This window comes from Streptomyces sp. NPDC003393 (genome assembly GCF_053589015.1).
In genome coordinates this window covers 41,478-64,135 of the sequence record NZ_JBSFRB010000024.1, presented here as the reverse complement: position 1 = coordinate 64,135, position 22,658 = coordinate 41,478, and the positions used below count along the sequence as shown (strand labels likewise).

The window sequence follows — 22,658 nt, the reverse complement described above, 5'->3', positions numbered from 1 at the left end:
CCGGAAGCTCGAGCCCACGGCCAAGGGTTCCAAGGTCACGTACGCGGACGCGGTCGACGGTGCCGATCTGGAGTACGGCGTCGGCCCGGGCCGGGTGAAGGAGAACATCACCCTCACCGAACGCCCCGTCGGACCAGTGCGGTTCACGTTCACCCTGGACACCGACGGGCTGACCCCGAAGGCCCGCGAGGACGGCTCGATCGCGCTGTACGGCGAACTGCCGAACACGCCCGTGATGGTGATCCCGGCGCCGTACATGACGGACGCCAAGAAGGCGGACACCTCCGTCTTCGGCAAGACCTACAGCACCAAGGTCACGCAGAGGCTGACCCGCGACGGGGATCGCTGGAAGCTGACGGTCACACCGGATACGAAGTGGCTGGCGGCCAAGGAGCGGCAGTACCCGGTCGTCATCGACCCGACGATCACGATCGCGCCCTCCCCGTCCGACTCGCAGGACACGATGGTCCTGTCGGACCAGGCGTCGGTGAACTTCAACACCGGCTGGAAGCTCGCGGCGGGCAGGACGGACACGGGCACCGCCCGGTCGCTGATCAAGTTCCCGCTCGGCGAGATTCCGTCGGGCACGAAGATCGACTCCGCTCGCCTGGAGATGTATTTCGACCAGGCGCACACCACCAACGCCAACGACGTCACCATCGGCGCCTACCGGGCGACCGGCGCGTGGGACGAGTCGACGGCGACCTGGTCCAACACCAGTTCACTGGTGGGCGAGCTGTCCGGCACCAGCGTGCAGACGGACGACGGGGACGCGGGCACCACGGCGGCCACCGGAAGCTGGCCGGCGTCCGGCTCCACGCTGACCCAGTACGCCATCGGGCAGGACTACCACTACAACAAGGACGCGGTGGCCGGGGACACCTACACCTGGCAGCCGAGGATTCCCGAGACGGCTTCGTACCGGGTGGACGTCCACTACGTGGCCGCCACCGACCGGGCCACGAACGCGCCGTACACGGTCACCTCCAAGGACGGCACGGCCACCTACACGGTGAACCAGCAGTCCGGTACCAATGGCGTGTGGTCGTCCCTGAAGGGCGGCTCGCAGATCGACTTCGCGGCCGGCACGGCGGGCAAGGTAGTCCTGGGCGACGGCCCGGCCTCCACGTCGACGGCGGTCCTGGCGGACGCGGTGCGCTGGGTGAACCCGGCGACCATCGTGAAGAACACCGGTGAGTACAACCAGTGGCACAAGTTCCCGGTGACCGACACCGTCCAGAGGTGGATCGACGGGTCCGCGACGAACTACGGCTTCGTGCTGAAGGCGACGGACGAGTCGTCCACGGCCCCGCTGGGCGGTCCGCGGTACGAGTCCGGTGACGGCGACTACGGCGGCGAGACGGCGACCATCCCGCGGCTGACGGTCACGTACGGCAAAGTCGGCACCGCGCTGAACTCGCCGACGGTGATCCACTCCACTGGTCCGGAGCTGAGCTGGAAGGCGTACACCAACACCACCGGCGACCCCGGCTACGACATCGCCGAGTACCAGCTCCACCGCTCCACGCAGCAGGCGTTCGCGCCGTCCGCGGCGACCCTGGTCGCGCCGATCGACAAGTCGCTGACCGCGTACACGGACACCACCGCGACGCCGACTCCGGACTCCGCCGCCCAGGAGATCGGCCGGTCGTACTACTACCAGCTCGCGGTGAAGACGAAGAACGGCCGGCTGCTGGGCTCCCCGACCCGGATCGTCGGCGTGCCGAAGGCCGGCCGCACCATGCGGCTGATCCAGGGCACCACCGGCGTAGCGGACACCACCCTGGCCTCCGGCCAGCCGGGGACCAACGAGGACACCATCGCCTCGTTCGGCGTCGGCCAGAAGTGGCTGGAGGTCGGCAACAACTCCACTACCTACGGCAAGACCCGGGCCGCGCTGAAGTTCACCACCAGCGCGATCCCGACGACGGCCACCGTGCTGGAGTCCCGGCTCTTCATGTGGGGCGCCGAGACCACCACCGGCACCGACGGCGCGATCTACGAGCTCCACGGCCTGACCAAGGACTTCAACGAGACACAGGCCACCTGGAACAACGCCACCTCCACCACCGCGTGGACGACCGCGGGCGGTGACTTCTCGGGCACCGTCTCCGACACGGTCGCCCAGGTCTCCGAGGTCGGCCGGCACTGGTGGGACGCCACGTCCCTGACCCAGGGCTGGATCAAGACGCCGACCAGCAACAAGGGCGCCCTGATCAAGCTGAAGGACGAGTCCTCCACGGGCTCGCAGGAGCGCACGCTCTTCCTGGCCTCGGAGACGGCCGACCCGCAGCTCGGCCCGCTGCTGCGGGTGATCTACGTCGACTCGACGACCGCGGACACGTACTACGCGCCGCAGACGCCGTCGCGGATGACACCGAACTCCACCTACACGGTGGACTTCACGGTCACGAATACCACCTCCAGCGCGTGGGCGGCCGGTGAGCGGGAATTGTCGTACACCTGGCAGCTCCCGGACGGCACGGACGTGACCACCGGCGGCAACCAGGCCTCGACGGCGATCCCGGCCCTGTCACCGGGCCAGTCGTCGACGGTCAAGGCCACGGTGAAGACGCCGATCAACTCCGACTCCGGCAACAAGCGCACCGACTACGTGCTCGGCTGGGACGTCCGCAAGGTCTCCGACGGCACCTGGCTCTCGGCGGCCACGACGTCGATCCAGCCGCTGAAGCAGAACGTGGCCGTGGAGGACCCCACTTCCAACACCCTCGGCCTGGAGAAGTTCTACTCCTACACCGGCAAGAACACCGGTGCGGGCTCGACGGTGATGAACAACCTGGCCTCCGGCAACAGCGTCTGGTCGTACAACGCGTTCTCCAACCCCGGCCGGGGCCTGACGACGTTCGCCCGCTTCGCGTACAACTCGCTCGACACCTCGGACACGGTCTCGGGCGCGGGCTGGTCGACGCAGCTGGCCGGACCCGTCCGGCTGGGCGCGCCGCTGGACTTCCACCCCAACCCGCACCCCACCGAGATACGCCTGCCGGACGGTGACGGCACCACCCACGTCTTCACCCAGCAGGCGGACGGCGCCTGGAAGGCCCCCGCCGGCGTCCATTACCGCATCACCATGAAGGCCGGCCTGGACTGCACGCCGGACAAGGACCCGGTCCCGGACGCCTGGACGCTGCTGCGCCCGGACGGAACCCGTTTCCTCTTCGGCTGCGACGGCTACCTGACGTCCATCGTCGACAAGAACGGCAACACGCAGACGTACACGTACGAGGAGCGCAAGTCCAACAACAAGCCGACAAAGTTCCTCACGTACATCACCGACCCGGCCGGACGGCAGTCGCTGACCGTCGACTACTACAAGAAGGGCGACGCGTCGTACGAGTACATCGACGACACCGGCGCCAAGGTCACCGGCAGCAACCTGACCAACTCCAAGATCTACGACCACGTCAAGTCGATCACGGACATCTCGGGCCGCAAGATCTCCTTCTTCTACACGACGAAGGGACTGCTCGGTCGGTTCACCGACGGCGACGGCTCGCCCCAGCCGAAGGTCTTCAAGTTCACCTACGACGCCACCCAGGGCACCAAGAACGTCAAGCTGGTCACGGCCACCGACCCGCGCGGCCACGGCACCCAGCTGGCGTACTACGCCCCGCAGACCGGTGACGACCCGAAGTACCACTGGTGGACGAAGACGATCACGGACCGTCTCGGGTACGACACGGGCTTCGTGTACACGCCGGACACCGCGAACACGAAGTTCACCGACGCCACGGTGACAGACGCCGAGTCGCACGCCGCCAAATACGTCACGGACGACTTCGGCCGCCCGGTGCAGACGACGAACGCCAAGTCCCAGCACACGAGGATGAGCTGGGACGCGGACAACAACGTCACCTACGTCGAGGAGGACAACGGCGCCAGGACCGCGTACTGCTACGACCAGAAGACGGGGTACCCGCTCTGGCAGCGTGACGCGGAGAACAACAAGTCGGGCGTCCCGGACCAGACGACCACCTGTGTGACGGATTCGTCCGAGTGGCCGGCGAACGCGGCGAAGTACGAGTACCAGACGCGGGCTGACGGCTACTCGGCCGACCTGTTCCGCAAGACCTCCCCGGAGGGCCGGGCCTGGCAGTTCGGGTACGACAGCTTCGGCAACCTCAAGACGGTCACCGACCCCAAAGGCGTCGCCACCGCAACCGCCGGCGACTACACCACCTCCTACGACTACGACTCCTACGGCCGGCTGACCAAGGCCACCGACGCCAACAGCCACGCCACCACCTACAGCGGCTTCGGGCCCACCGGCTACCCGACGACGATCACCGACGCGAAGACCTTCTCGACGACGTTCGTCTACGACGAGCGCGGTCAGGTCACCCAGGTCACCGACCCCGACCAGAAGGTCGTCACCCAGACCTACGACACCTTCGGGCGTCCGCTGGTCAACACCGTGCCCAAGGCAGCAGGCGTCGCGATCACCACACCGGCGCCGGTGTACGACGCCAACGACAACGTCACCAAGGCGACGGCACCCAACGGTGCGGTCTCCACGGCGGTGTACGACAACGCGGACCAGGTCTCTTCGGCGACGGCCCCGGCGAACAACCAGACCGACCCGCGCACCACGACGTACACCTACGACAAGGTCGGCAACCTGAGGACGACGACCGCGCCCAAGGGCACGGCCACGGCCTCGGACAGCACCGACTACGTCACGACGAACTACTACGACGAGATCTACCAGCTCACCTCCGTGGTCAACGCGACCGGAGACAAGCTCTCGTACGAGTACGACAACGTCGGCAACGTCACCAAGGTCATCGACCCGAAGAAGAACGCCACCACCGACACGACTGACTACGCCACGAAGACCGCCTACGACCTGGATCACCGCGTCGCGGTGGTCACGGACGCGGCCGGCATGACCAACAAGAAGGGATACGACAAGGACGGGCTGGTCGTCTCGGCCACGGACGCCGAGAACAACACCACGCTCATCACCTACGACGAGCGAGGCAAGCAGACCGAGGTCAAGGTCCCGCACGACGGCACCACGACCATCTCGTACCGCACCACCAAGTACGAGTACGACCAGGTCGGCAACGTCACCAAGGTGCTCACCCCGCGGGCCACCGCGGCCGGTTCCACCGACGCCTTCACCCAGCGCACGGAGTACGACGAGCTGAACCGCCCGGTCAAGCGGTACCAGCCCTACGATCCGGCGGACTCCCGCTACAACGACCCCGACGTCTACACCCAGACCACCTACGACAAGGTGGGCCGGGTGGCGAGGACCTCGCTGCCGCCGTCGGACGGTGAGACGGTCCGCAACGACACCACCTACAGCTACTACGACAACGGCTGGGTGAAGTCGTCCACGGACCCGTGGGACATCGTCACGACCTACGACTACGACGAGCTGGGCAAGCAGACGACACGGACCATCAATTCGGCGGGCGGCTCCTCCGACCGCACGATGTCCTGGTCGTACTACCCTGACGGCTCGCTGAAGTCGCGGTCGGACGACGGCGTCCCGGTGGGCAGGTCGGTGGTCCTGGTGGACAACTCCGACACCCAGAACACCTCCGAGGACGGCACCTGGGCGAAGGGGGACATCTCCGGCCAACAGGGCTACAACCATGAGACACGCGCCGCGGGCACGGGTACGGACGCCTTCGCCTGGACGCTCAACATCCCGGAGGACGGCACGTACACCGCGTACGTGAAGTTCCCGAAGGTGACGGGCGCCGCCGCGACCGCCAAGTACACGCTGACGTACGACGGCGGCACGGTCGACAAGACGATCGACCAGAACGCCACCGCGAACCAGGGCACCTGGGTGTCGCTCGGCTCCTACTCCTTCAAGCAGGGCAACGACGCCGAGCTGCGGCTGTTCCAGAACAGCGGGGGTACGGTCGTCGCCGACGGCGTCAAGCTCGTCCGGGACACCAGCGGCGACCCGGCGGACAGCGAGAAGAAGAACTTCTCCTACTTGTACGACCTCAACGGCAATCTGACGCAGATCGGCGACGCGTCGTCGACGGCGAAGATCGACTCCTACCTGATCACCTACAACGGCCTCAACCAGGTCCAGAAGGTGAGCGAGCAGCTGTCCGGGGCTGAGAAGAAGGCCACCTCGTACACCTACGACCCGGACGGTCAACTCGACTCGGTCACGCACCCGGACCAGTTCGCCAAGTACACGTACGACCTGCGCAACCTGGTCAAGACGGTCTCGGTCGGCAAGTCCGCCACGGACGCCTCGCCCAAGGTCACGTCGTACACGTACACCGACCGCGGCCAGAAGCTCAAGGAGACGAAAGCCAACGGCAACACCGTCGACTACACCTACTACCTGGACGCGGTGGTCAGGTCGACCACCGAAAAGAAGCCCAACGGCACCCTCGTCTCCTCGCACACCTACGCCTACGACCCCAACGGCAACAAGGCGCAGGACGTGGCGAAGAAGATGAACGCCGATGACCACACGGCGTACCTGTCGTCCACCACGGACTACACGTACGACCCGGCCGACCGGCTGAAACGGTCGGTGAAGACCGGCAACGGCGCGGACACCGAGACGTACGTCCACGACAACAACGCCAATGTCATCAGCCAGACGGTCAAGGGCACCACGACCACCTACAACTACGACCGCAACCGTCTGCTGACCGCCACGACCGGCACGTCGACGGCGAACTACAACTACGACCCGTTCGGCCGCCAGGAATCGGTGACGGCGGACGGAAAGATCGTTTCCCGCAAGGTGTACGACGGCTTCGACCACGTCGTGGAGTCCCAGAAGGAAGACTCGACGGGCACGCTGAAGTCGACGACCTACACCTTCGACCCGATGGACCGCACCGCGTCCAAGAGCGCAGACGGTGAGACCACCGAGTACAGCTACCTGGGCCTGTCCGGCCAGGTCCTGGACGAGAAGGTCGCGGGTGAGCTGACCAAGTCGTACCAGTACAGCCCGTGGGGCGAGCGCCTTTCGCAGATCACGCACAACAGCGACGGCACGACGGAGGACGGCTACTACGGCTACAACAGTCACACCGACGTCGAGACCCTGACGGACGACAACGGCGACACCGAGGCCACCTACGGCTACACGGCCTACGGCAACGACGACGAGTCCGAGTTCACCGGCATCGACAAGCCCGACGCCACCGACCCGACCAAGGAGGCGTACAACCCCTACCGCTACAACGCCAAGCGCTGGGACGCCCAGTCCGGCACCTACGACATGGGCTTCCGCGACTACGATCCGGGCCTGAACCGCTTCACCTCACGGGACATGTACAACGGCGCGCTGGCCGACATGGGCCTCGGTACCGACCCGTACACCAGCAACCGGTATGCGTTCGCGGGTGGCAACCCCGCCAGTTGCGTGGAGCTCGACGGGCACATGCTGGACGGCGGCGGTGGCGGCTCCGCGCCGAGCGGTGACGGCAAGCCGCCGGCGGACGACACGTACGACAACTGGTTCTGGGGCCAGCTGAAGGAGATCGCGAGCGAGCTCGCCTCCCAGAACCGGGCGGCCATCGTCGGACGGATCTTCGGCAACGTCCTCGGCTGGAACTCGACGCCGCGGGGCAGCGGGGAGAGCGCATACGACCAGTCGAACCCGGACTACACCAAGGGGCTGCTCACCAAGCCCGGGTATCAGGCCGAGGTCGGCCAAGGGGACACCTGGCCGGTCAACATGGACGACTGCGAGGCCGGCAACAGTGCCGCGTACTACTCGCCGCTCGATTCACTCGGTCGTGCACAGGGCGCCCGCGCCTGTCTGACCGACGGCGACTTCGGCTGGGTGGACGGCAAGACGGGCGAGATCAAGGGCAACGCCGACTCCTGGCTGCGCGGCACCCCGGTGCCTCGTAAGGGCCCGGGCGCCTGGACCGACCCACTGTGGAACCCGCCCGGCACGGGGCGCGGCAAGGACCGCTCCCACCTGCTCGCCAACCGACTGGGTGGGACCGGCCTGGACCGCAGGAACCTCACTCCGCTGTTCTCGGACGTGAACCATCCGATCATGTGGAACACCGTCGAGAAGGAGGTGGTCGGCCGACTCGGCAGCGGCCACACGATGTACTACGAGGTTTCGGCCGGCTACAGCGGTAACAGTCTGGAACCCTACCGGCTGTCGTACTTCTGGAAGGACATCACCACCGGAGAAACCGAGTACGGGCGCATCGCGAACACTGCGCCCTGATCATCCCCGGTCGTCCGGATGCAGGTGCGGGCAGACATGGCCCGCACCTGCATCCGGCCCTGGGCTCCTCAAGAGCCGACACATGTGTGAACAAGCGGAGGTATTGTGTGATGTGGGTTGATTCTCTGCTCCGTGTCACAGATCGTGACACACGGAACGCCGTGCAACCCTGGGCGGAGATCGAAGCGGAGCTGGGCACCGAACTGCCAGGAGACTACAAGCGGCTGTGTCAGGCGTTCGGCGTCGGCGAGTTCTCGCAGGTGGTGTCGGTGCTGTGCGCCGACGAGACGAGAGTGGCGGACCTGCTGAGAATCTGGCGTCGGCTGCTGGCGAACGACGACAGTACGGACGGCCCGTTCGCGCCCTACCGGATCCACCGGCCCGGGACCACCGGTGGTCTTGTCCCCTGGGGTGTCTCGCGTGCGGCCGATCGGTACTACTGGCAGGTCACGGACGGCCCCGTGGACGCATGGCCGGTCCTTGCCAAGATGGAGGACGCCGAGGACTGGGACCGCTACGAGATGTGCGCCACGGAGTTTCTGTACCGGATCCTCACCGATCCCGGATTCCGGCCCTATACCGTGGCCGATTCCGTGCCTCAGCCGTTCTTCGAGCCGGCCTGAACCGAGGGTGACGGAGAGAAGGGAGCTCATTTCGATGGACGACGTGTGGAAACCGCCGTCGTACGAGTCCCGGCAACCGGCGTCTGCACCGTACGAGTGGCCGCATCCGCCGGCTCCGGGCCGCGCGGGCAGCCGCGTGCCGCTCGTGGTGGCGCTGGGCATCGCGGTGGCCGGTGTGGTGCTGGCGGTGGGCGGTGCCCTGGTGGCGGGAGACGCGGCGACGGGCTACCGGACGTGGCAGCAGCAGAGCCGGGCGATGGAACCGACGTACCCCTCGGGGGACGACGTCACGGTGAGGTCCGTCGACGGCTCGGCTGTCCGGCGTGGTGAGGTGGTCCTGTTCTCCGCGCACGACTGGGGCGTCGACGGTGTCTTCCTGATGCGGGTGACAGCAGTGGGCGGAGATCACGTCGTCATCGACGAGACCGGGAAGGTGAGCGTCAACGGCAAGACGCTGCGGGAGCCGTATGTCGCCGAGCACGGCGGCTTCAGCTCCCCGGTGGATGTCACCGTCCCCGCGAATCGGCTCTTCCTCCTCGGTGACCACCGGGACATCGCGGCCGACTCACGCGCGCACATCTCTGAGGACGGCGGGAGCATCGCCCGCTCCGCCGTCGTCGGCGTGGCGGTGGACCGCGCGAGTGTTCCGTCCCCGGATCGCTCGTGGATGTGGGTGGGCGCGGCGACGGCCGCCGCGGGCCTGGTCGCCGCAGCGGCCTTGGCGGTCATCGGGCGCCGTCGCTCCGCGTGAACGGCGAGCGCGCACCCTCGTGATGGGCGGGGCCTCATGAGCACCGTCGGCGAACCCGGCCCGTACGTCGGCGACATGAGGCCGAGCGAGGCGGGTTTCGGTGTGAGCGGATCTCGATCGGCCGCGAAGAACGGACCACGTGACCGGCGTCTCACCCCGTGAGACGTGAAACGCGTTACTAACTCCGCCGCACCGCCCGTGTCTGGCGCTAGTGTCCGGCCAGGGGCATACCTGAACAGTGGGTCAGGCCTCGACCGCGGGCATCGTCCACGCGGAGTCGGTTGACGCAGTCGTTTTCGAAGGGGAGTCGTCAGTGGCACGGAAGCTCGCCGTCATCGGGGCCGGTCTCATGGGATCCGGCATCGCCCAGGTCTCCGCGCAGGCGGGCTGGGAGGTCGTGATGCGGGACGTCACGGACGAGGCGCTCCGGCGTGGCACCGACGGCATCAAGGCCTCGTACGACAAGTTCGTCTCCAAGGGCAAGCTGGAGGCCGCGGACGCCGAGGCCGCTCTCGCCCGGATCACCACCACCACCGACCTGGACGCGGCGGCCGACGCCGACGTCGTCGTCGAGGCGGTCTTCGAGAAGCTCGACGTCAAGCACGAGATCTTCCGCACGCTCGACAAGCTCGTCCGCGAGGACACCGTGCTCGCCTCCAACACCTCCGCCATTCCGATCACCAAGATCGCGGCCGTGACGGAGCGCCCGGAGCGGGTCGTCGGTGTGCACTTCTTCTCGCCGGTGCCGATGATGCAGCTCGTCGAACTCGTCCGCGGTTACAAGACCAGCGACGAAACCCTCGCCAGGGCGCGGGAGTTCGCCGAGTCCGTCGGCAAGACCTGCATCGTCGTCAACCGCGACGTGGCCGGTTTCGTCACCACCCGGCTCATCTCGGCCCTCGTCGTCGAGGCGACCAAGCTGTACGAGTCGGGCGTGGCCAGCGCCGAGGACATCGACCTCGCCTGCAAGCTGGGCTTCGGGCACGCCATGGGCCCGCTCGCCACCGCGGACCTCACCGGCGTCGACATCCTGCTGCACGCCACCGGCAACATCTACACCGAGACCCAGGACGAGAAGTTCGCCCCGCCGGAGCTGATGCGCCGGATGGTGGACGCCGGTGACATCGGTCGCAAGAGCGGGCAGGGCTTCTACAAGCACTAGAACCAGCACCAGGGCCGGTCCGGGCCGCACAACGGTTGTCTGCCTCACCCATGAGGGTGAATTCGGTATCGATTAGCCAACAACCAGCAACCGTACCGTCACAGAAGCAGTCAGACGTTGCACAGCCAACCGTCACACGGAGCACGCCACCGCATTCACGGGAGCGCATATGTACATCAAGGGCGACCACGCCGAGGTGGTCGTCGGGGGCCGCCTCGACGTCCGCAGCGCGGCGGACGCCCGTACGGTCCTGCACTCGGCCGTGGACGACGGTGCGGGCGACCTCGTCCTCGACCTGTCGGAACTCGACTCCTGGGACGCCACCGGACTCGGTGTGATCATGGGTGTCCACCGGCGCGCCGGCCGCTGCGGCCGGCGGCTGGTGCTGCGCGGCGTACCGCCGCAGATGCAGCGCCTGCTGGTGGCCACCCGGCTGCACCGCATCCTCGCCATCGAGGGCGGCATCGGAGTGGAGTCCCTGCCCCGCGTCTGAGGCCCGCAGCCGGCCCGGGCCGGCATCCCGCCGCGACGGAGGCCGGCCGGTCCGCGGAGCGGCACGTACCGGTGTGAACCGGGCGACGGCAGAGACGGGACGGACCACGGCGAACCGTACGTCACACGCAATCCTCACGAGACTGTGACGTCCCGGTCGGCGTAGCACCCCGGGCTGTCGGAGATACTGTGCGAAGGTTTAGGGTTCGGTCGCCCGCTGCCTCGCGACCCTCGAGCGGGCCCGGACCAGAAGCGACAGCGTGGTGTGCGGCAAGGCCGGGGGTGGGCTGGGTCGCCGGACTCCGCCCAGCACACGAGACGCTTTTGGGGGCTTGGAACCTATGGAACCCATGGACCCGAACAACCGGGATCCCGAGGGCATGGGCCATGACGGCGACGGCCACGGGCCGGGCCGGCGGCCCCCCAGGGACTCCCTCGCATCCGACTTCACACCGCACACGCCCGCACCGGCCCGCACGGTGCAGGTCGTCACCGGTGACTTCCTGCTCACCGTCAATCCCGTCGACGGCAGCGAGATAGAGGCGTGTCCGCCCGGAGAACGCCCGGACCGGGCGCACCGGCACACGGCGGCGGAGCGCGCCGAGACCGACCGCGCGGCCAAGCCGCCCGTCGCACCGGGGCCCGCCCCGTCGACGGAGCCGCTGCTGGAGCGCCAGGACGAACGCGAGCGGCTGGTACGGCTGCTCGCCCGCGGCCGCTCCGTGCGGCTGACCGGCCCCGGCGGCTCCGGCCGCACCAGCCTGCTCGACCTGGTCGCCGAGGACTGCGTGGACCTCGCCCCCGACGGCGTCGTCCGCCTCACCGGGCATCGCCGTACGGTCACCGATCTGCTGCACGAGCTCTTCCACGCCGTGCACCACGCGCCCCGGCACCGCCCGGGCCGGGACGAACTGCTCGAGTACGTCCGTGAGATCGGCGCGGTCGTCGTCCTGGACGACATCGAGTTCGGCGGCAGCGCCCTGGACGAACTCCTCGAGGCCACCCCCGAGTGCGCGTTCTTGATCTCCGCCACCCCCGACGTGCCGGCGCCGTCCGCCGAGTCCGCCGTCGAGGAGGTCTTCCTCGGCGGTCTCGACCGGGCCGGCGGCGTCGAACTCATCGAGCGCGGCGTCGGCCGGGTGCTCACCGAGGAGGAGGCCAACTGGGCCGGCGACCTCTGGTTCGAGTCCGAGGGCCTGCCCCTGCGCTTCGTCCAGGCCGGCGCCCTGCTGCGCCAGCGCGACCGGCTGCGGGCCGGCACCGACGCCGTCGAGGAGTTCGGCGTCTTCGCCGACGCGCCGCCGGCGGACGGGCCGTTCGACGGGGGCGGCGACGACGTGCCCCTGCCCTCGCTCGGCGAGGCCGCCGCGCCCGCCCCGCTGCTCGCCTCCCGGCTCAGCGCCTCCGCCCGCGCCACCCTGCGCTTCGCCGTCGCGCTCGGCGGCGAGGTGCCCCACCAGGCCCATCTGCCCGCGCTGGTCGGCGACACCCATGCCGACGCCGCGCTGGGCGAGTTGGTGAGCTGCGGCCTGGTCTCCCCGGCCGGCTCCCGCCACCGGCTCGCCGCCGGGGTCCTCACCCAGCTGGAGGCCGCCGGATACGGCGACGACGCCGAGGAACAGGCCCGGACCGCCGCCCAGCACTACGCCTGGTGGGCCGGCCATCCCTCGGTCACGCCCGAGCGGGTCGCCGCCGAGGCCGACGCCGTGCTCGCCGCGCTGGCCGTGCTCGTCCCCATCACGACCGCGACCGGAGAGGGCGAGGAGAGCGTCGCCGTCCGGCTCGCCCGGACCGCCGCCCCCGCGTTCGCGGCGGGCCTCAACTGGAGTGCCTGGGAACGCGCGCTGCGCTTCGGCACGGAGGCCTCCCGGCTCTCCGGCGAGGTCGCCGACCAGGCCTACTTCCACCACGAGCTGGGCATAGTCGCGCTCTGCGGCGGCCAACTGGACCGGGCCCGCGCCGAGCTGGAGGCGTCCATCGGGCTGCGCGGCGCCCTCGCCGACAAGCGCGGCACCGTCGCCGGCCGACGTGCCCTCGCCCTGGTCGCCGACCTCTCCGGCACCACCCCGGGAGCGGCCGCCCTGCCGGGCCTCGGGGCGACCGCCGGGGAAGAGGTGCCCGACGCCCGCACCGAGAAGTCCGCCTCGCCGCCCGGCGGCGTCCTCGCGCCCTTCCCGGCGCTCCGGCGGTCCGACGACGCGACCACCGCACTGGTCACCTACCAGCCCTCGGCCGCCGGCTCGGGCTCCGGCGCGTACGCGTCGTCGCACGCCTCCTCACCGGACAGCACGACGAAGCACCGGGTCGGGCTCAAGGGCCTGGCCCGGCGCAACCTGGTGGCGGCGGGCGCGGGCGCGTTGCTCGCGGCCGTCCTCGGCACGGTGGTGACGCTCGGCGCCACGTCCCACAACGACGCCAACGACCCCTCCGACAACGTCGGCGTCAACCCGTCCGCCAGCCAGGGCACGGACGACGACAGCCTGGACGCCGACATCCCGCAGAACGGCGGCGACACCGCCACCGGCCGCGGCAGTACCCCCGGCACCACCAGCAGCCCCACCGACCCGGGCCCCGACGGCACCTACGGCACGTCGGACGACCCGACCCCGGCGGCGGGCACGCACGGGCCGGCCACGGGTTCCGACCCGACGAAGGGAACGGGCGACGACAAGGGCGGCAACGGAGGACCGCCGAAGCCGTCCGGTTCGTCGACCAGGCCCGGATCCCCGACGCCGACACCCTCGGAGAACACGTCGTCCCCCAGCGACACGCCGTCCCACACTTCGTCGCCGACGCCGTCCGGCAGTTCGTCGCCGACCGACGAGCCGACCGGTGATGCCTCGACGGCGCCGGACACCACCGACTCGGCCAGCGGCTCCGCCCCCACCCGCACCGCCACCTCCAGCGCCCCCGCCGAGTCCGGCGGCTCGACCGGCGGCGACGCGGAGCCGGGCGCCCCGAGCGGCAGTGACGACGCGGTGATCTGAACACACGGGGAGGGGCCCGATCCGCGTCACGCGGGCCGGGCCCCTCCGCCTGCTGCCGTGGGTCGCCGCTCTCAGAACAGCCGCAGCTTGTCGTCCTCGATGCCGCGCAGCGCGTCGTAGTCCAGCACCTGGCAGCCGATGCCGCGGTCGGTGGCCAGCACCCGCGCCTGCGGCTTGATCTCCTGCGCGGCGAAGATGCCGCGCACCGGGGCGAGGTGGGGATCGCGGTTCAGCAGCTCCAGGTAGCGGGTGAGCTGCTCCACGCCGTCGATCTCGCCGCGCCGCTTGATCTCCACGGCGACCGTCTGCCCCGCGCCGTCCCGGCACAGGATGTCCACCGGGCCGATGGCCGTCATGTACTCGCGCCGGATGAGCGAGTAGCCCTCGCCGAGCGTCTCGATGCGGTCGGCGAGCAGCTCCTGGAGGTGCGCCTCCACGCCGTCCTTGATCAGCCCCGGATCGACGCCGAGTTCGTGCGAGGAGTCGTGCAGGATCTCCTCCATCGTGATGATGAGCTTCTCGCCCGCCTTGTTGACGACGGTCCACACGCCCTCGTCGTCACCGGTGCCCTCCTTGAGTGTGCACGGCGGCGACATCCAGTTCAGGGGCTTGTAGGCGCGGTCGTCCGCGTGGATCGAGACGCTGCCGTCCGCCTTGACCAGGATCAGACGGGGCGCTGACGGGAGGTGGGCGGTGAGCCGGCCCGCATAGTCGACGGAACACCGGGCGATGACGAGACGCATGGTCCGCAACGCTACTCGACGCACCGGGCCGCGCGCGATCCGGTCACCGGACCCGCCTTCCCGGCGGTCGGGCGGGCCTGTGTGGGCCGTCCCATTTTTCCCTGGATCACCCGTGTTCACTTATGGCCGATTGTGTGCCCAACCCGCCCTGTCTGTACGTGCATTCGCCTGGTGGGGCCTCGTTTCGTTGCCTACCGTAGAGAACGGGAGGTCGCGATGTGTGTACGCACCGTGTTCGGTATCGCGCACTCCCTCATCTGTCCGGCAACCCCTGCTCACCGGGGGTGCGAGAGGAGAACCCATGTCGCTCGACGTCTCACCGGCCCTACTCGAACAGGCCGAGCGAGGCGAGGTCGACGAAGCTGAATTCGTCGACTGCGTCCGGACCTCCCTGCCCTACGCATGGGAGATGATCAGCTCCCTGGTGGCCCAGCTGAAGGTGGACGGCGGAGAGTTCGCCGACAACCAGACGCCGCCGCCGAGTGAGCAGCATCGCGGTCAGCTGCTGCGTGCGCTCGCCAGTGACGCCATACGCGGCGCGCTCCAGCGGCACTTCGGTGTCCGGCTGGCCTTCCAGAACTGCCACCGGGTGGCGGTCTTCCCGCTGGACGCCTCGGCCGACGAGAGGCTGGCGAAGTTCACGTCGGTGCGCGCCCAGCTGCTCAACCAGTCACCGGAGCTCAGGGACTGCTGACGGGGCAGTTGTCCGCCTGCCGCCCCGTACGCGGGAGGTGCATTCAGTGCCGGGGCGGCAGGCCCTCGTGACGGCCGCCGGCTCAGCCGAGGTGGGGGAGCACCTCGGCGCCGAGCCGGCGTACGTTCTCCTCGGTCGCCGCGAGGTCGCCCGAACCCTCGACGAGCAGCGCGAACCGGGAGATGCCGGTCCGCTCCGCGGTGGCCGCCAGCCGGTCGGCGCACAGGCGCGGAGTGCCCACGGGGTGCAGCCCGCAGAGCAGTTCCGTGTAGGCCAGCGGATCGCGCATCCGGCGGTTGCGGCCGTCCACGGTGACATGCGCGTCCAGCCCCTGTTTCAGCCACCCTGGCATCGCTTTCAGCAGGGTCTCGGCCGCGTCCGTGCGCCGGTCCGCGATCTGGCAGACGCCGGCCGAGACATGCGCGGCGGCCTGGATCTCCTCGCCGGACCGTCCGGCCGCCCGCGCGCAGCGCTGCCACAGGGCGACCATCTCGGCCTTCTCCTCGTCCCCGACATGCATCCCCAGGAGCATGGGCAGCCCGCGCTCGGCGGCCAGCCGCACGCTCGTCGGGGAGGTGCAGGCGACGACGACCTCGGGGCCCGAGGCCTCGTGCAACGCTTCCGAGGGGCGGGGCACGACGGGGACCTCCCGGAAGCTGAATCGTTCGCCCGAGGCCGACACCGACGCGTCGCGCAGCCAGCGGACCAGCAGATCGAGTGATTCCGGGAACCCCTTCTCGTACGCCTCCAGACCGGCCCCGAACACCTCCAGGTCCACCCACGGCCCGCCGCGTCCCACGCCCAGCGAGAACCGGCCGCCGCTGGTCACGTGCAGCAGCGCGGCCTGCTCGCCGAGCGCCACCGGGTGGACGGTGGGCAGCACGCTGACCGCCGTCCCCACCCTCAGCCGGCGGGTACGGCCGAGCAGCAGTGCGGCCAGGGTGATGGCCGACGGACACGTCCCGTACGGTACGAAGTGGTGCTCGGCCAGCCAGACCGCGTCCAGCCCCGCCTCCTCGGCGACCTCGGCCGTACGGACCGCGCGGTGCAGTGGCTCCCCTTGACCCTGTCCCGGGAACTGGGCGGCCAACACGAAACTTCCTACACGCATTGCTTTTCCTGCTTCCTCGGCTCCGACGCGGAGCTCCCCCACCGGGCATAACCGCACGACACGTGACGAGGACACGGCCTGGCGAAGGGATTTCCGGATTGTCTGCGGAATCGGACGTTCCTGAGGGCGGGTTGACAGGATTTGGCCGGGTATTCCGATACCGGCGGATCCCGGAGGATCCTGGCGTGTGCCCCTGCCGGCGCCGCGTACGCTGGAGGCGAAACCCGTCCGTCCGCAGACCCCGGTGAGGTGTCCCGTGTCCCCGCGTCGCAACCGCCCCAAGGGAGCCGGCTCGTCCGGCCGGAGCGCCGAGGACGACGCGGGAGGCCGTTACGGCGGCTGGCAGTCCACGGAGGACTGGCAGGGCGAGGAGTGGAGCGTGCGCCATGTCGCGGGCGCCAGCGCGGCGGGCAAGACCTACCGTTGCCCGGGCTGCGACCAGGTGATCGGCTCGGGCGTCCCGCACGTGGTGGCCTGGCCCGAGTACGCCGGGGTGGACGACCGCCGGCACTGGCACAAGGCCTGCTGGAACGCGAGGGACCGCCGCACCACGCGGGTGCGGCGGTCCCGGGACGCGCCGAGGTTCTGAACCGTCCTCAGACGTCCCGCTTCTGCAGCAGCGCCCAGGCGCCGACGGCGACGACCACGGTCGTGCCCAGGATGATCCACAGCGGGTCCCAGCCCGAAGGGCCGGAGCGACTCAGGGAGTTGGAGTAGAACACGCTCAACTGGTTCGGGATGGAGTACTCGAACAGGGCCTGGCGTACGTTCTCCAGCGACCGCGTGAACATGAACAGCGCGATCACCAGCGGGGCGAGGACCACACCGATCATGATGGTGATGGCGCCCGCCGAGTGCCGCAGCACGGAGCCGATGAGCAGCGACAGAAGGCCGAGCAGGGCCATGTAGAGGCTGACGCCGACCGTGCCCTTGAACCACTCCGCCCCGGTCGGCTGCCGGGCGCCGCTGCCTTCCAGCAGGGCCGTCTGGAAGACGGCGACCAGGGCCGTGGACACCAGGGTGATCGCGAAGGCGACCAGGAAGAACACCAGCGCCTTCGCCGTGAGCACCCGCCCCCGGCTGGGGCACGCCGTCATCGTCGTGCGGATCATGCCGGTGCCGTACTCGGAGGCCGTGGTCAGCACGCCCAGCGTGATCAGGCAGATGCTGCCGAGCAGCAGCCCGAAGAAGCCCAGCGACAGCGGGTTCTCGTCACCGGAGAGGTCCGACGAGGAGCTGGCGATCACCAGACCGGTCAGCAGCCCGATCCCGAGTACGAGCAGGACGAACACACCGAGCGTCCACATGGTGGAGCGCACCGATCTGATCTTCGTCCACTCCGAGGCGAGGGCGTGCCCGAGGTGCGTGCGGACCACGGGGATCGGCGAGGTGTAAGCGGGGTACGCGCGGCCGGCCGCCGCCTCCCAGGCGGGCGGCGCGGCCTGCGGCGTCGGAGTCTGCGGCGTGCTCATCGGGCGTCCTCGGACTTGGTGGTGTCGACGGCGGGGGAGGGGGCGGGCGCGGCCCCCGGGGCGGGGGAGGCGGGAGCGGCGGGCGGAGCGGGGGGCGCGGCCGGCACGGCGGGTGCGGCGACGGGCTGGGCGTACGGGTTCGGCCCGCCCGCTCCCGGAGCGCCGTACGGCTGGGGCTGGGCCTGGGCGCCGTAGGGACCCTGGCCCGGCTGCGGCTGCGGTGCGGTGAGGGGCTGACCGGCCTGCTGGGGCGGCGGTGGGGCGTACCAGCCGGGCTGGCCCTGGCCCGGGACCGGCAGGGGCGGCAGGGCGCCGGGCGGCAGGGGCTGCATCAGCCCCGCCTTCTGGTCGATCGTCGAGCGGTAGTCGACGGCGCCCTGCGTCATCCGCATGTACGCCTCCTCCAGCGAGGCCTGGTGCGGCGACAGCTCCCACAGCCGTACGTCGGCCTCGTGCGCGAGGTCGCTGATGCGCGGCAGCGGCAGCCCCGTCACCCGCAGCGCGCCGTCCGGCTCGGGCAGCACATGCCCGCCGGCCTCGGTCAGCGCCGAGGTCAGCTTCTCCCGCTGCTCCGGCTCGGCGTCCGGGGTGCGCACCCGCGCGAAGTCCGCGGAGTTCGCCGAGATGAACGCCGTCACGCTCATGTCCGCGAGCAGCTGCCCGCGCCCGATGACGATCAGGTGGTCGGCGGTCAGCGCCATCTCGCTCATGAGGTGGCTGGAGACGAACACGGTCCGTCCCTCGGCGGCCAGCGCCTTCATCAGGTTCCGCACCCAGAGGATGCCCTCGGGGTCGAGGCCGTTCACCGGCTCGTCGAACAGCAGCACCTGCGGGTCGCCCAGCAGCGCCGCCGCGATGCCGAGCCGCTGCCCCATGCCCAGCGAGAAGCCCTTGGAACGCTTCCTGGCCACGTCCTGAAGGCCGACCACGCCCAGCACCTCGTCGACGCGGCGCGCCGGGATGCCCGACAGCTGGGCCAGGGACAGCAGGTGGTTGCGGGCACTCCGGCCGCCGTGCACGGCCTTCGCGTCCAGCAGGGCGCCCACCTGGCGCGGTGCGTTGGGCAGCTTCCGGTACGGGTAGCCGCCGATCGTCACCGTGCCCGCGGTGGGGTTGTCCAGGCCGAGGATCATTCGCATGGTCGTCGACTTGCCCGACCCGTTGGGGCCCAGGAAGCCGGTGACGGCGCCGGGCCGTACCTGGAAGGAAAGGTTGTACACGGCGGTCTTGTCGCCATAGCGCTTGGTCAGGCCGACTGCCTCGATCATGCTCCGGTCCCATCGGAAGGTACCCGTCCCGGGAATTCAGGACAGCGGGGCACACGCCCCCGTAAGGGTTAGGAGGATATCCGGGCGCTGACGGTTCCGGCCAAAAGAAAGTAAAACCGGGAAGGGAGGGGGAGAAGCCTCAGGCGTCACGCCGGCGCAGCAGCGCGTAGCCGCCCGCGAGCGCCGCGATCACCCACAGCACCATGATCCCCAGGCCGCCCCAGGGCCCGTACGGGGTGTCGTCACCGACCCGGGGGACCACCTGCATGATCCGGCTGCCGGCCTGGTCGGGCAGGTACTGACCGACCTTCTTGGTCGCCGACACGTTGGCGAGGATGTTGGAGACCAGGAAGAAGAACGGCATCAGGACGCCCAGCGACAGCATCGGCGAGCGCAGCATCGCGGCGACGCCCATCGAGAACATCGCGATGAGGGCCATGTAGAGCCCGCCGCCGATGACCGCGCGCAGCACGCCGGGGGAGTCGAGCGAGGTCCGCAGCGGCGAACCGAGCATCGCCTGGCCGAGGAAGAAGGCGGCGAAGCTGGTGACCAGGCCGACGACCAGCGCCAGCGTGGTCGCGACGGCCACCTTGCCCGTCAGGAAGGCGGCGCGCCGGGGGACCGCGGCCAGTGAGGTGCGGATCATGCCGGTGCTGTACTCGTTGGACACCACCAGCACCCCGAACACGATCATCGCCAGCTGGCCCAGTGTCATGCCCGCGAAGCTGATGAGCGTCGGGTCGAAGGAGAGCTGCTCGCGCGGTGGCATGTTGTCGAACTCGTGCTTGGTCAGCGCCGAGATCAGCATGCCGAGGGCGACGGTGACGACCACCACCAGGGACAGGGTCCACACGGTGGACGCCACCGACCGGATCTTGGTCCATTCGGACCGGATGACCTGGGTCGCCGCCATGCCTCAGCCCTCCGCCGTCGTCGTGGCCGTGTCGGCCGCGGCCTTCGTGGTCCTCGTGTCCGCAGCGGTGTCCATGCCGCTCGTGGTGCCGCTGTCGCTCCCGGTCTCCGCGGTCTGCACGGTCTCCGCGGCCTTCGTGGTCCTGGCGTTTCCCGTCGTGTCCCGGTCCGCTCCCCACGGCCGCCCGGGCGGCGGCTCCGTGCGGGCGTGGTACTCCACCGACGAGGCCGTCAGCCGCATGAACGCCTCCTCCAGCGAGGACTGCCGGACGCTCAGTTCGTGCAGCACCACCTGGTGGCGCGCGGCCAGCTCACCGAGCCGCTCGGCGTTGCCGCCGTCGACCTCCAGCCGCCCGCCGGCGCCCTCCACGGCCGTGATCCCGGCCTCGTGCAGCGCGTCGAGCAGCCGCTCGCGGTCCGGGGTGCGGATCAGGACGCAGGAGCGGGAGTTGCGTTCGATGAACTCGGCCATGGAGGTGTCCGCCAGCAGCCTGCCCTGGCCGATGACGACGAGGTGGTCGGCGGTCAGCGCCATCTCGCTCATCAGATGGGAGGAGACGAAGACCGTACGGCCCTGGGCGGCCAGCGATTTCATCAGGCTCCGGATCCAGAGGATGCCCTCGGGGTCGAGGCCGTTGACCGGCTCGTCGAACATCAGGATCCGCGGATCGCCCAGCAGCGCGCCTGCGATGCCGAGCCGTTGGCTCATGCCGAGCGAGAAGCCCTTCGCCTTCTTCCGGGCCACCGCCGTCAGACCCACCGTCTCCAGCACCTCGTGCACCCGGCCGGTGGGGATGCCGTTGCTCTGGGCGAGGCACAGCAGATGGTGGTACGCGCGGCGGCCGCCGTGCACCGCCTTGGCGTCCAGCAGGGCGCCGATGCGGGTGAGCGGGTCCCTCAGCTCGTGGTAGTGCCGCCCGTCGATGCGCACGTCACCGGCGGTGGGATGGTCCAGGCCCAGGATCATCCGCATGGTGGTGGACTTCCCCGCACCGTTGGGCCCGAGGAAGCCCGTGACGATGCCCGGCCGCACCGTGAAGGTGAGGTCGTCCACCGCCACCTTCTCGCCGTACCGCTTGGTCAGCCCCGACAGCTCGATCATGCGGCCACGCTAGAGGCGCACGAAGCCCCCCGCCACCGGAAGGCGGCGGAGGGCTCCACGACGTTCGGACCCGGTGGGGCGTGCGTCAGCGGGACTGCTGGGCCGGCACCCCACGGGAGATCGGCTCGTCCTCGGCCGGCGCGCCCGTGGCGGCGACCGCGGCACCGGTGAGGGTGGCCAGCATCTCGCGGACGTTGGTCAGCTGGGCGTTGATGGAGTCGCGACGGTTGGTCAGCGCCGCCAGCTCGCGCTCGGACTCCGAACGGATGCGGTCCGCCTTGGCGTTGGCGTCGGCCACGATGTCCTCGGCCTGGCGCTGGGCCGTCTCGACGGTCTGGCGGGCGCGGCGCTCTGCGTCGGTGCGCAGCTTCTCCGCCTCCAGACGCAGCTGCTCGGCGCGGTGCTCGATCTCCGCGAGCCGCTTCTCGGCCTTGGCCTGACGGGAGGCCAGGTCGCGCTCGGACTGCTCGCGGCGCTTGGCGAGGTTGGTCTCGAAGTCGGCGGCGGCCTGGGCGGCCTTGGCGCGGGTCTCCTCGAAGAGGGCGTCCGCCTCCTCCCGCTTGGACTGCGCGTCCTTCTGCGCCTCGGCACGCAGCTGGGAGGCGTCGCTCTTGGCCTTCTCGACGATCCGGACGCCCTCGTCCTCGGCCTTGGCCTTGCGCTCCGCGGCGAAGGACTCGGCGTCGTTGCGGACCTGCTGGGCCGCCGACTCGGCGAGTTCGCGGTGCTGCTCGGCCGCGCGCCGGGCCTCGTCCCGCAGATCCTTGGCCTCTTCCTCGGCGAGACGCAGGATCTTCTCGACGCGCGCGCCGAGACCCGCGTACGACGGCTCGGCGTCGTTCACCTGGGCCTGGGCGTTCTGCGTCTCGAGGTGGAGCTCCTCGATGCGCTTCTCCAGAGCGGTGATGCGGGCGAGAGCGCTGTCACGGTCGGAGACGAGCTTGGAGATACGTTCGTCCACCTGAGCGCGGTCGTACCCACGCCGCACAAGCTCGAAGCCGTAGGGGGAAGTGTCGCTCATGGGGTTCCTGTCGAATGAGACCGGTGAGGTGATAGGTCGAATCCTAGGGGCCGAAGCGGTGTGTCATCGAGCGGATACGTGTTTGATCTGGAGAATGACACCTCTTTTGAGTGGCTG

Annotated in this window: 15 protein-coding genes; 8 read left to right on the top strand and 7 right to left on the bottom strand. The window is 69.7% G+C overall.

Features of this window, described 5'->3' with window-relative positions; genetic code table 11:
• Window positions 1–463: 463 nt before the first annotated feature.
• From ACWDUZ_RS22815 to ACWDUZ_RS22790, 6 genes are all read left to right on the top strand, one after another.
• Window positions 464–8,203, top strand: coding sequence for a golvesin C-terminal-like domain-containing protein (locus ACWDUZ_RS22815; protein ID WP_451633671.1), 7,740 nt, complete (start codon window positions 464–466; stop codon window positions 8,201–8,203).
• A gap of 161 nt (window positions 8,204–8,364) precedes the next feature.
• A complete protein-coding gene (locus ACWDUZ_RS22810) occupies window positions 8,365–8,826 on the top strand; it encodes an SMI1/KNR4 family protein (RefSeq protein WP_451633626.1) in 462 nt (153 codons plus the stop codon).
• A gap of 34 nt (window positions 8,827–8,860) precedes the next feature.
• Window positions 8,861–9,577 (top strand): signal peptidase I, encoded by a 717-nt coding sequence (gene lepB, locus ACWDUZ_RS22805; RefSeq protein ID WP_451633625.1) that lies wholly within the window; start codon window positions 8,861–8,863, stop codon window positions 9,575–9,577.
• A gap of 313 nt (window positions 9,578–9,890) precedes the next feature.
• Window positions 9,891–10,739, top strand: coding sequence for a 3-hydroxyacyl-CoA dehydrogenase family protein (locus ACWDUZ_RS22800; RefSeq protein ID WP_451633624.1), 849 nt, complete (start codon window positions 9,891–9,893; stop codon window positions 10,737–10,739).
• 169 nt (window positions 10,740–10,908) lie between these two features.
• Window positions 10,909–11,232 carry an STAS domain-containing protein gene (locus ACWDUZ_RS22795; RefSeq protein WP_451633623.1) on the top strand — a complete coding sequence of 108 codons (324 nt, stop codon included), beginning with the start codon at window positions 10,909–10,911 and terminating at the stop codon, window positions 11,230–11,232.
• Between the two features lie 349 nt (window positions 11,233–11,581).
• Window positions 11,582–14,218 (top strand): ATP-binding protein, encoded by a 2,637-nt coding sequence (locus ACWDUZ_RS22790; RefSeq protein WP_451633622.1) that lies wholly within the window; start codon window positions 11,582–11,584, stop codon window positions 14,216–14,218.
• A gap of 71 nt (window positions 14,219–14,289) precedes the next feature.
• On the opposite strand, the gene nucS is transcribed toward ACWDUZ_RS22790, so the two are convergent.
• Window positions 14,290–14,961: an endonuclease NucS gene (nucS, locus tag ACWDUZ_RS22785; RefSeq protein ID WP_451633621.1), complete on the bottom strand. Its 672-nt coding sequence runs from the start codon at window positions 14,959–14,961 to the stop codon at window positions 14,290–14,292.
• Between the two features lie 301 nt (window positions 14,962–15,262).
• Here nucS and ACWDUZ_RS22780 point away from each other — a divergent pair, with 301 nt between their 5' ends.
• Window positions 15,263–15,655, top strand: coding sequence for an SCO5389 family protein (locus ACWDUZ_RS22780; protein WP_030170159.1), 393 nt, complete (start codon window positions 15,263–15,265; stop codon window positions 15,653–15,655).
• 82 nt (window positions 15,656–15,737) lie between these two features.
• Here the strand turns inward: ACWDUZ_RS22780 and ACWDUZ_RS22775 are convergent, their stop codons facing one another.
• The gene (locus ACWDUZ_RS22775) at window positions 15,738–16,766 is read right to left on the bottom strand and encodes an LLM class flavin-dependent oxidoreductase (protein ID WP_451633620.1); all 1,029 of its coding nucleotides are present in this window, start codon (window positions 16,764–16,766) and stop codon (window positions 15,738–15,740) included.
• 256 nt (window positions 16,767–17,022) lie between these two features.
• Here ACWDUZ_RS22775 and ACWDUZ_RS22770 point away from each other — a divergent pair, with 256 nt between their 5' ends.
• A complete protein-coding gene (locus ACWDUZ_RS22770; protein ID WP_451633619.1) occupies window positions 17,023–17,355 on the top strand; it encodes an ATP/GTP-binding protein in 333 nt (110 codons plus the stop codon).
• Between the two features lie 7 nt (window positions 17,356–17,362).
• On the opposite strand, the gene ACWDUZ_RS22765 is transcribed toward ACWDUZ_RS22770, so the two are convergent.
• The 5 genes from ACWDUZ_RS22765 to ACWDUZ_RS22745 all read right to left on the bottom strand — a co-directional run bounded on the left by ACWDUZ_RS22765 (window position 17,363) and on the right by ACWDUZ_RS22745 (window position 22,541).
• Window positions 17,363–18,238 (bottom strand): ABC transporter permease subunit, encoded by an 876-nt coding sequence (locus ACWDUZ_RS22765; protein ID WP_451633618.1) that lies wholly within the window; start codon window positions 18,236–18,238, stop codon window positions 17,363–17,365.
• Window positions 18,235–19,506: an ABC transporter ATP-binding protein gene (locus tag ACWDUZ_RS22760; RefSeq protein WP_451633617.1), complete on the bottom strand. Its 1,272-nt coding sequence runs from the start codon at window positions 19,504–19,506 to the stop codon at window positions 18,235–18,237. The genes ACWDUZ_RS22765 and ACWDUZ_RS22760 overlap by 4 nt, the downstream gene beginning before the upstream one ends.
• A 139-nt stretch (window positions 19,507–19,645) precedes the next feature.
• The gene (locus ACWDUZ_RS22755) at window positions 19,646–20,419 is read right to left on the bottom strand and encodes an ABC transporter permease (protein ID WP_451633616.1); all 774 of its coding nucleotides are present in this window, start codon (window positions 20,417–20,419) and stop codon (window positions 19,646–19,648) included.
• Window positions 20,420–20,422: 3 nt separating this feature from the next.
• Complete coding sequence (locus ACWDUZ_RS22750; RefSeq protein WP_451633615.1) at window positions 20,423–21,520, bottom strand: ATP-binding cassette domain-containing protein; 1,098 nt, start codon at window positions 21,518–21,520, stop codon at window positions 20,423–20,425.
• An 85-nt stretch (window positions 21,521–21,605) separates the two neighbouring features.
• Window positions 21,606–22,541: a cellulose-binding protein gene (locus ACWDUZ_RS22745; RefSeq protein WP_451633614.1), complete on the bottom strand. Its 936-nt coding sequence runs from the start codon at window positions 22,539–22,541 to the stop codon at window positions 21,606–21,608.
• Window positions 22,542–22,658 lie beyond the last annotated feature (117 nt).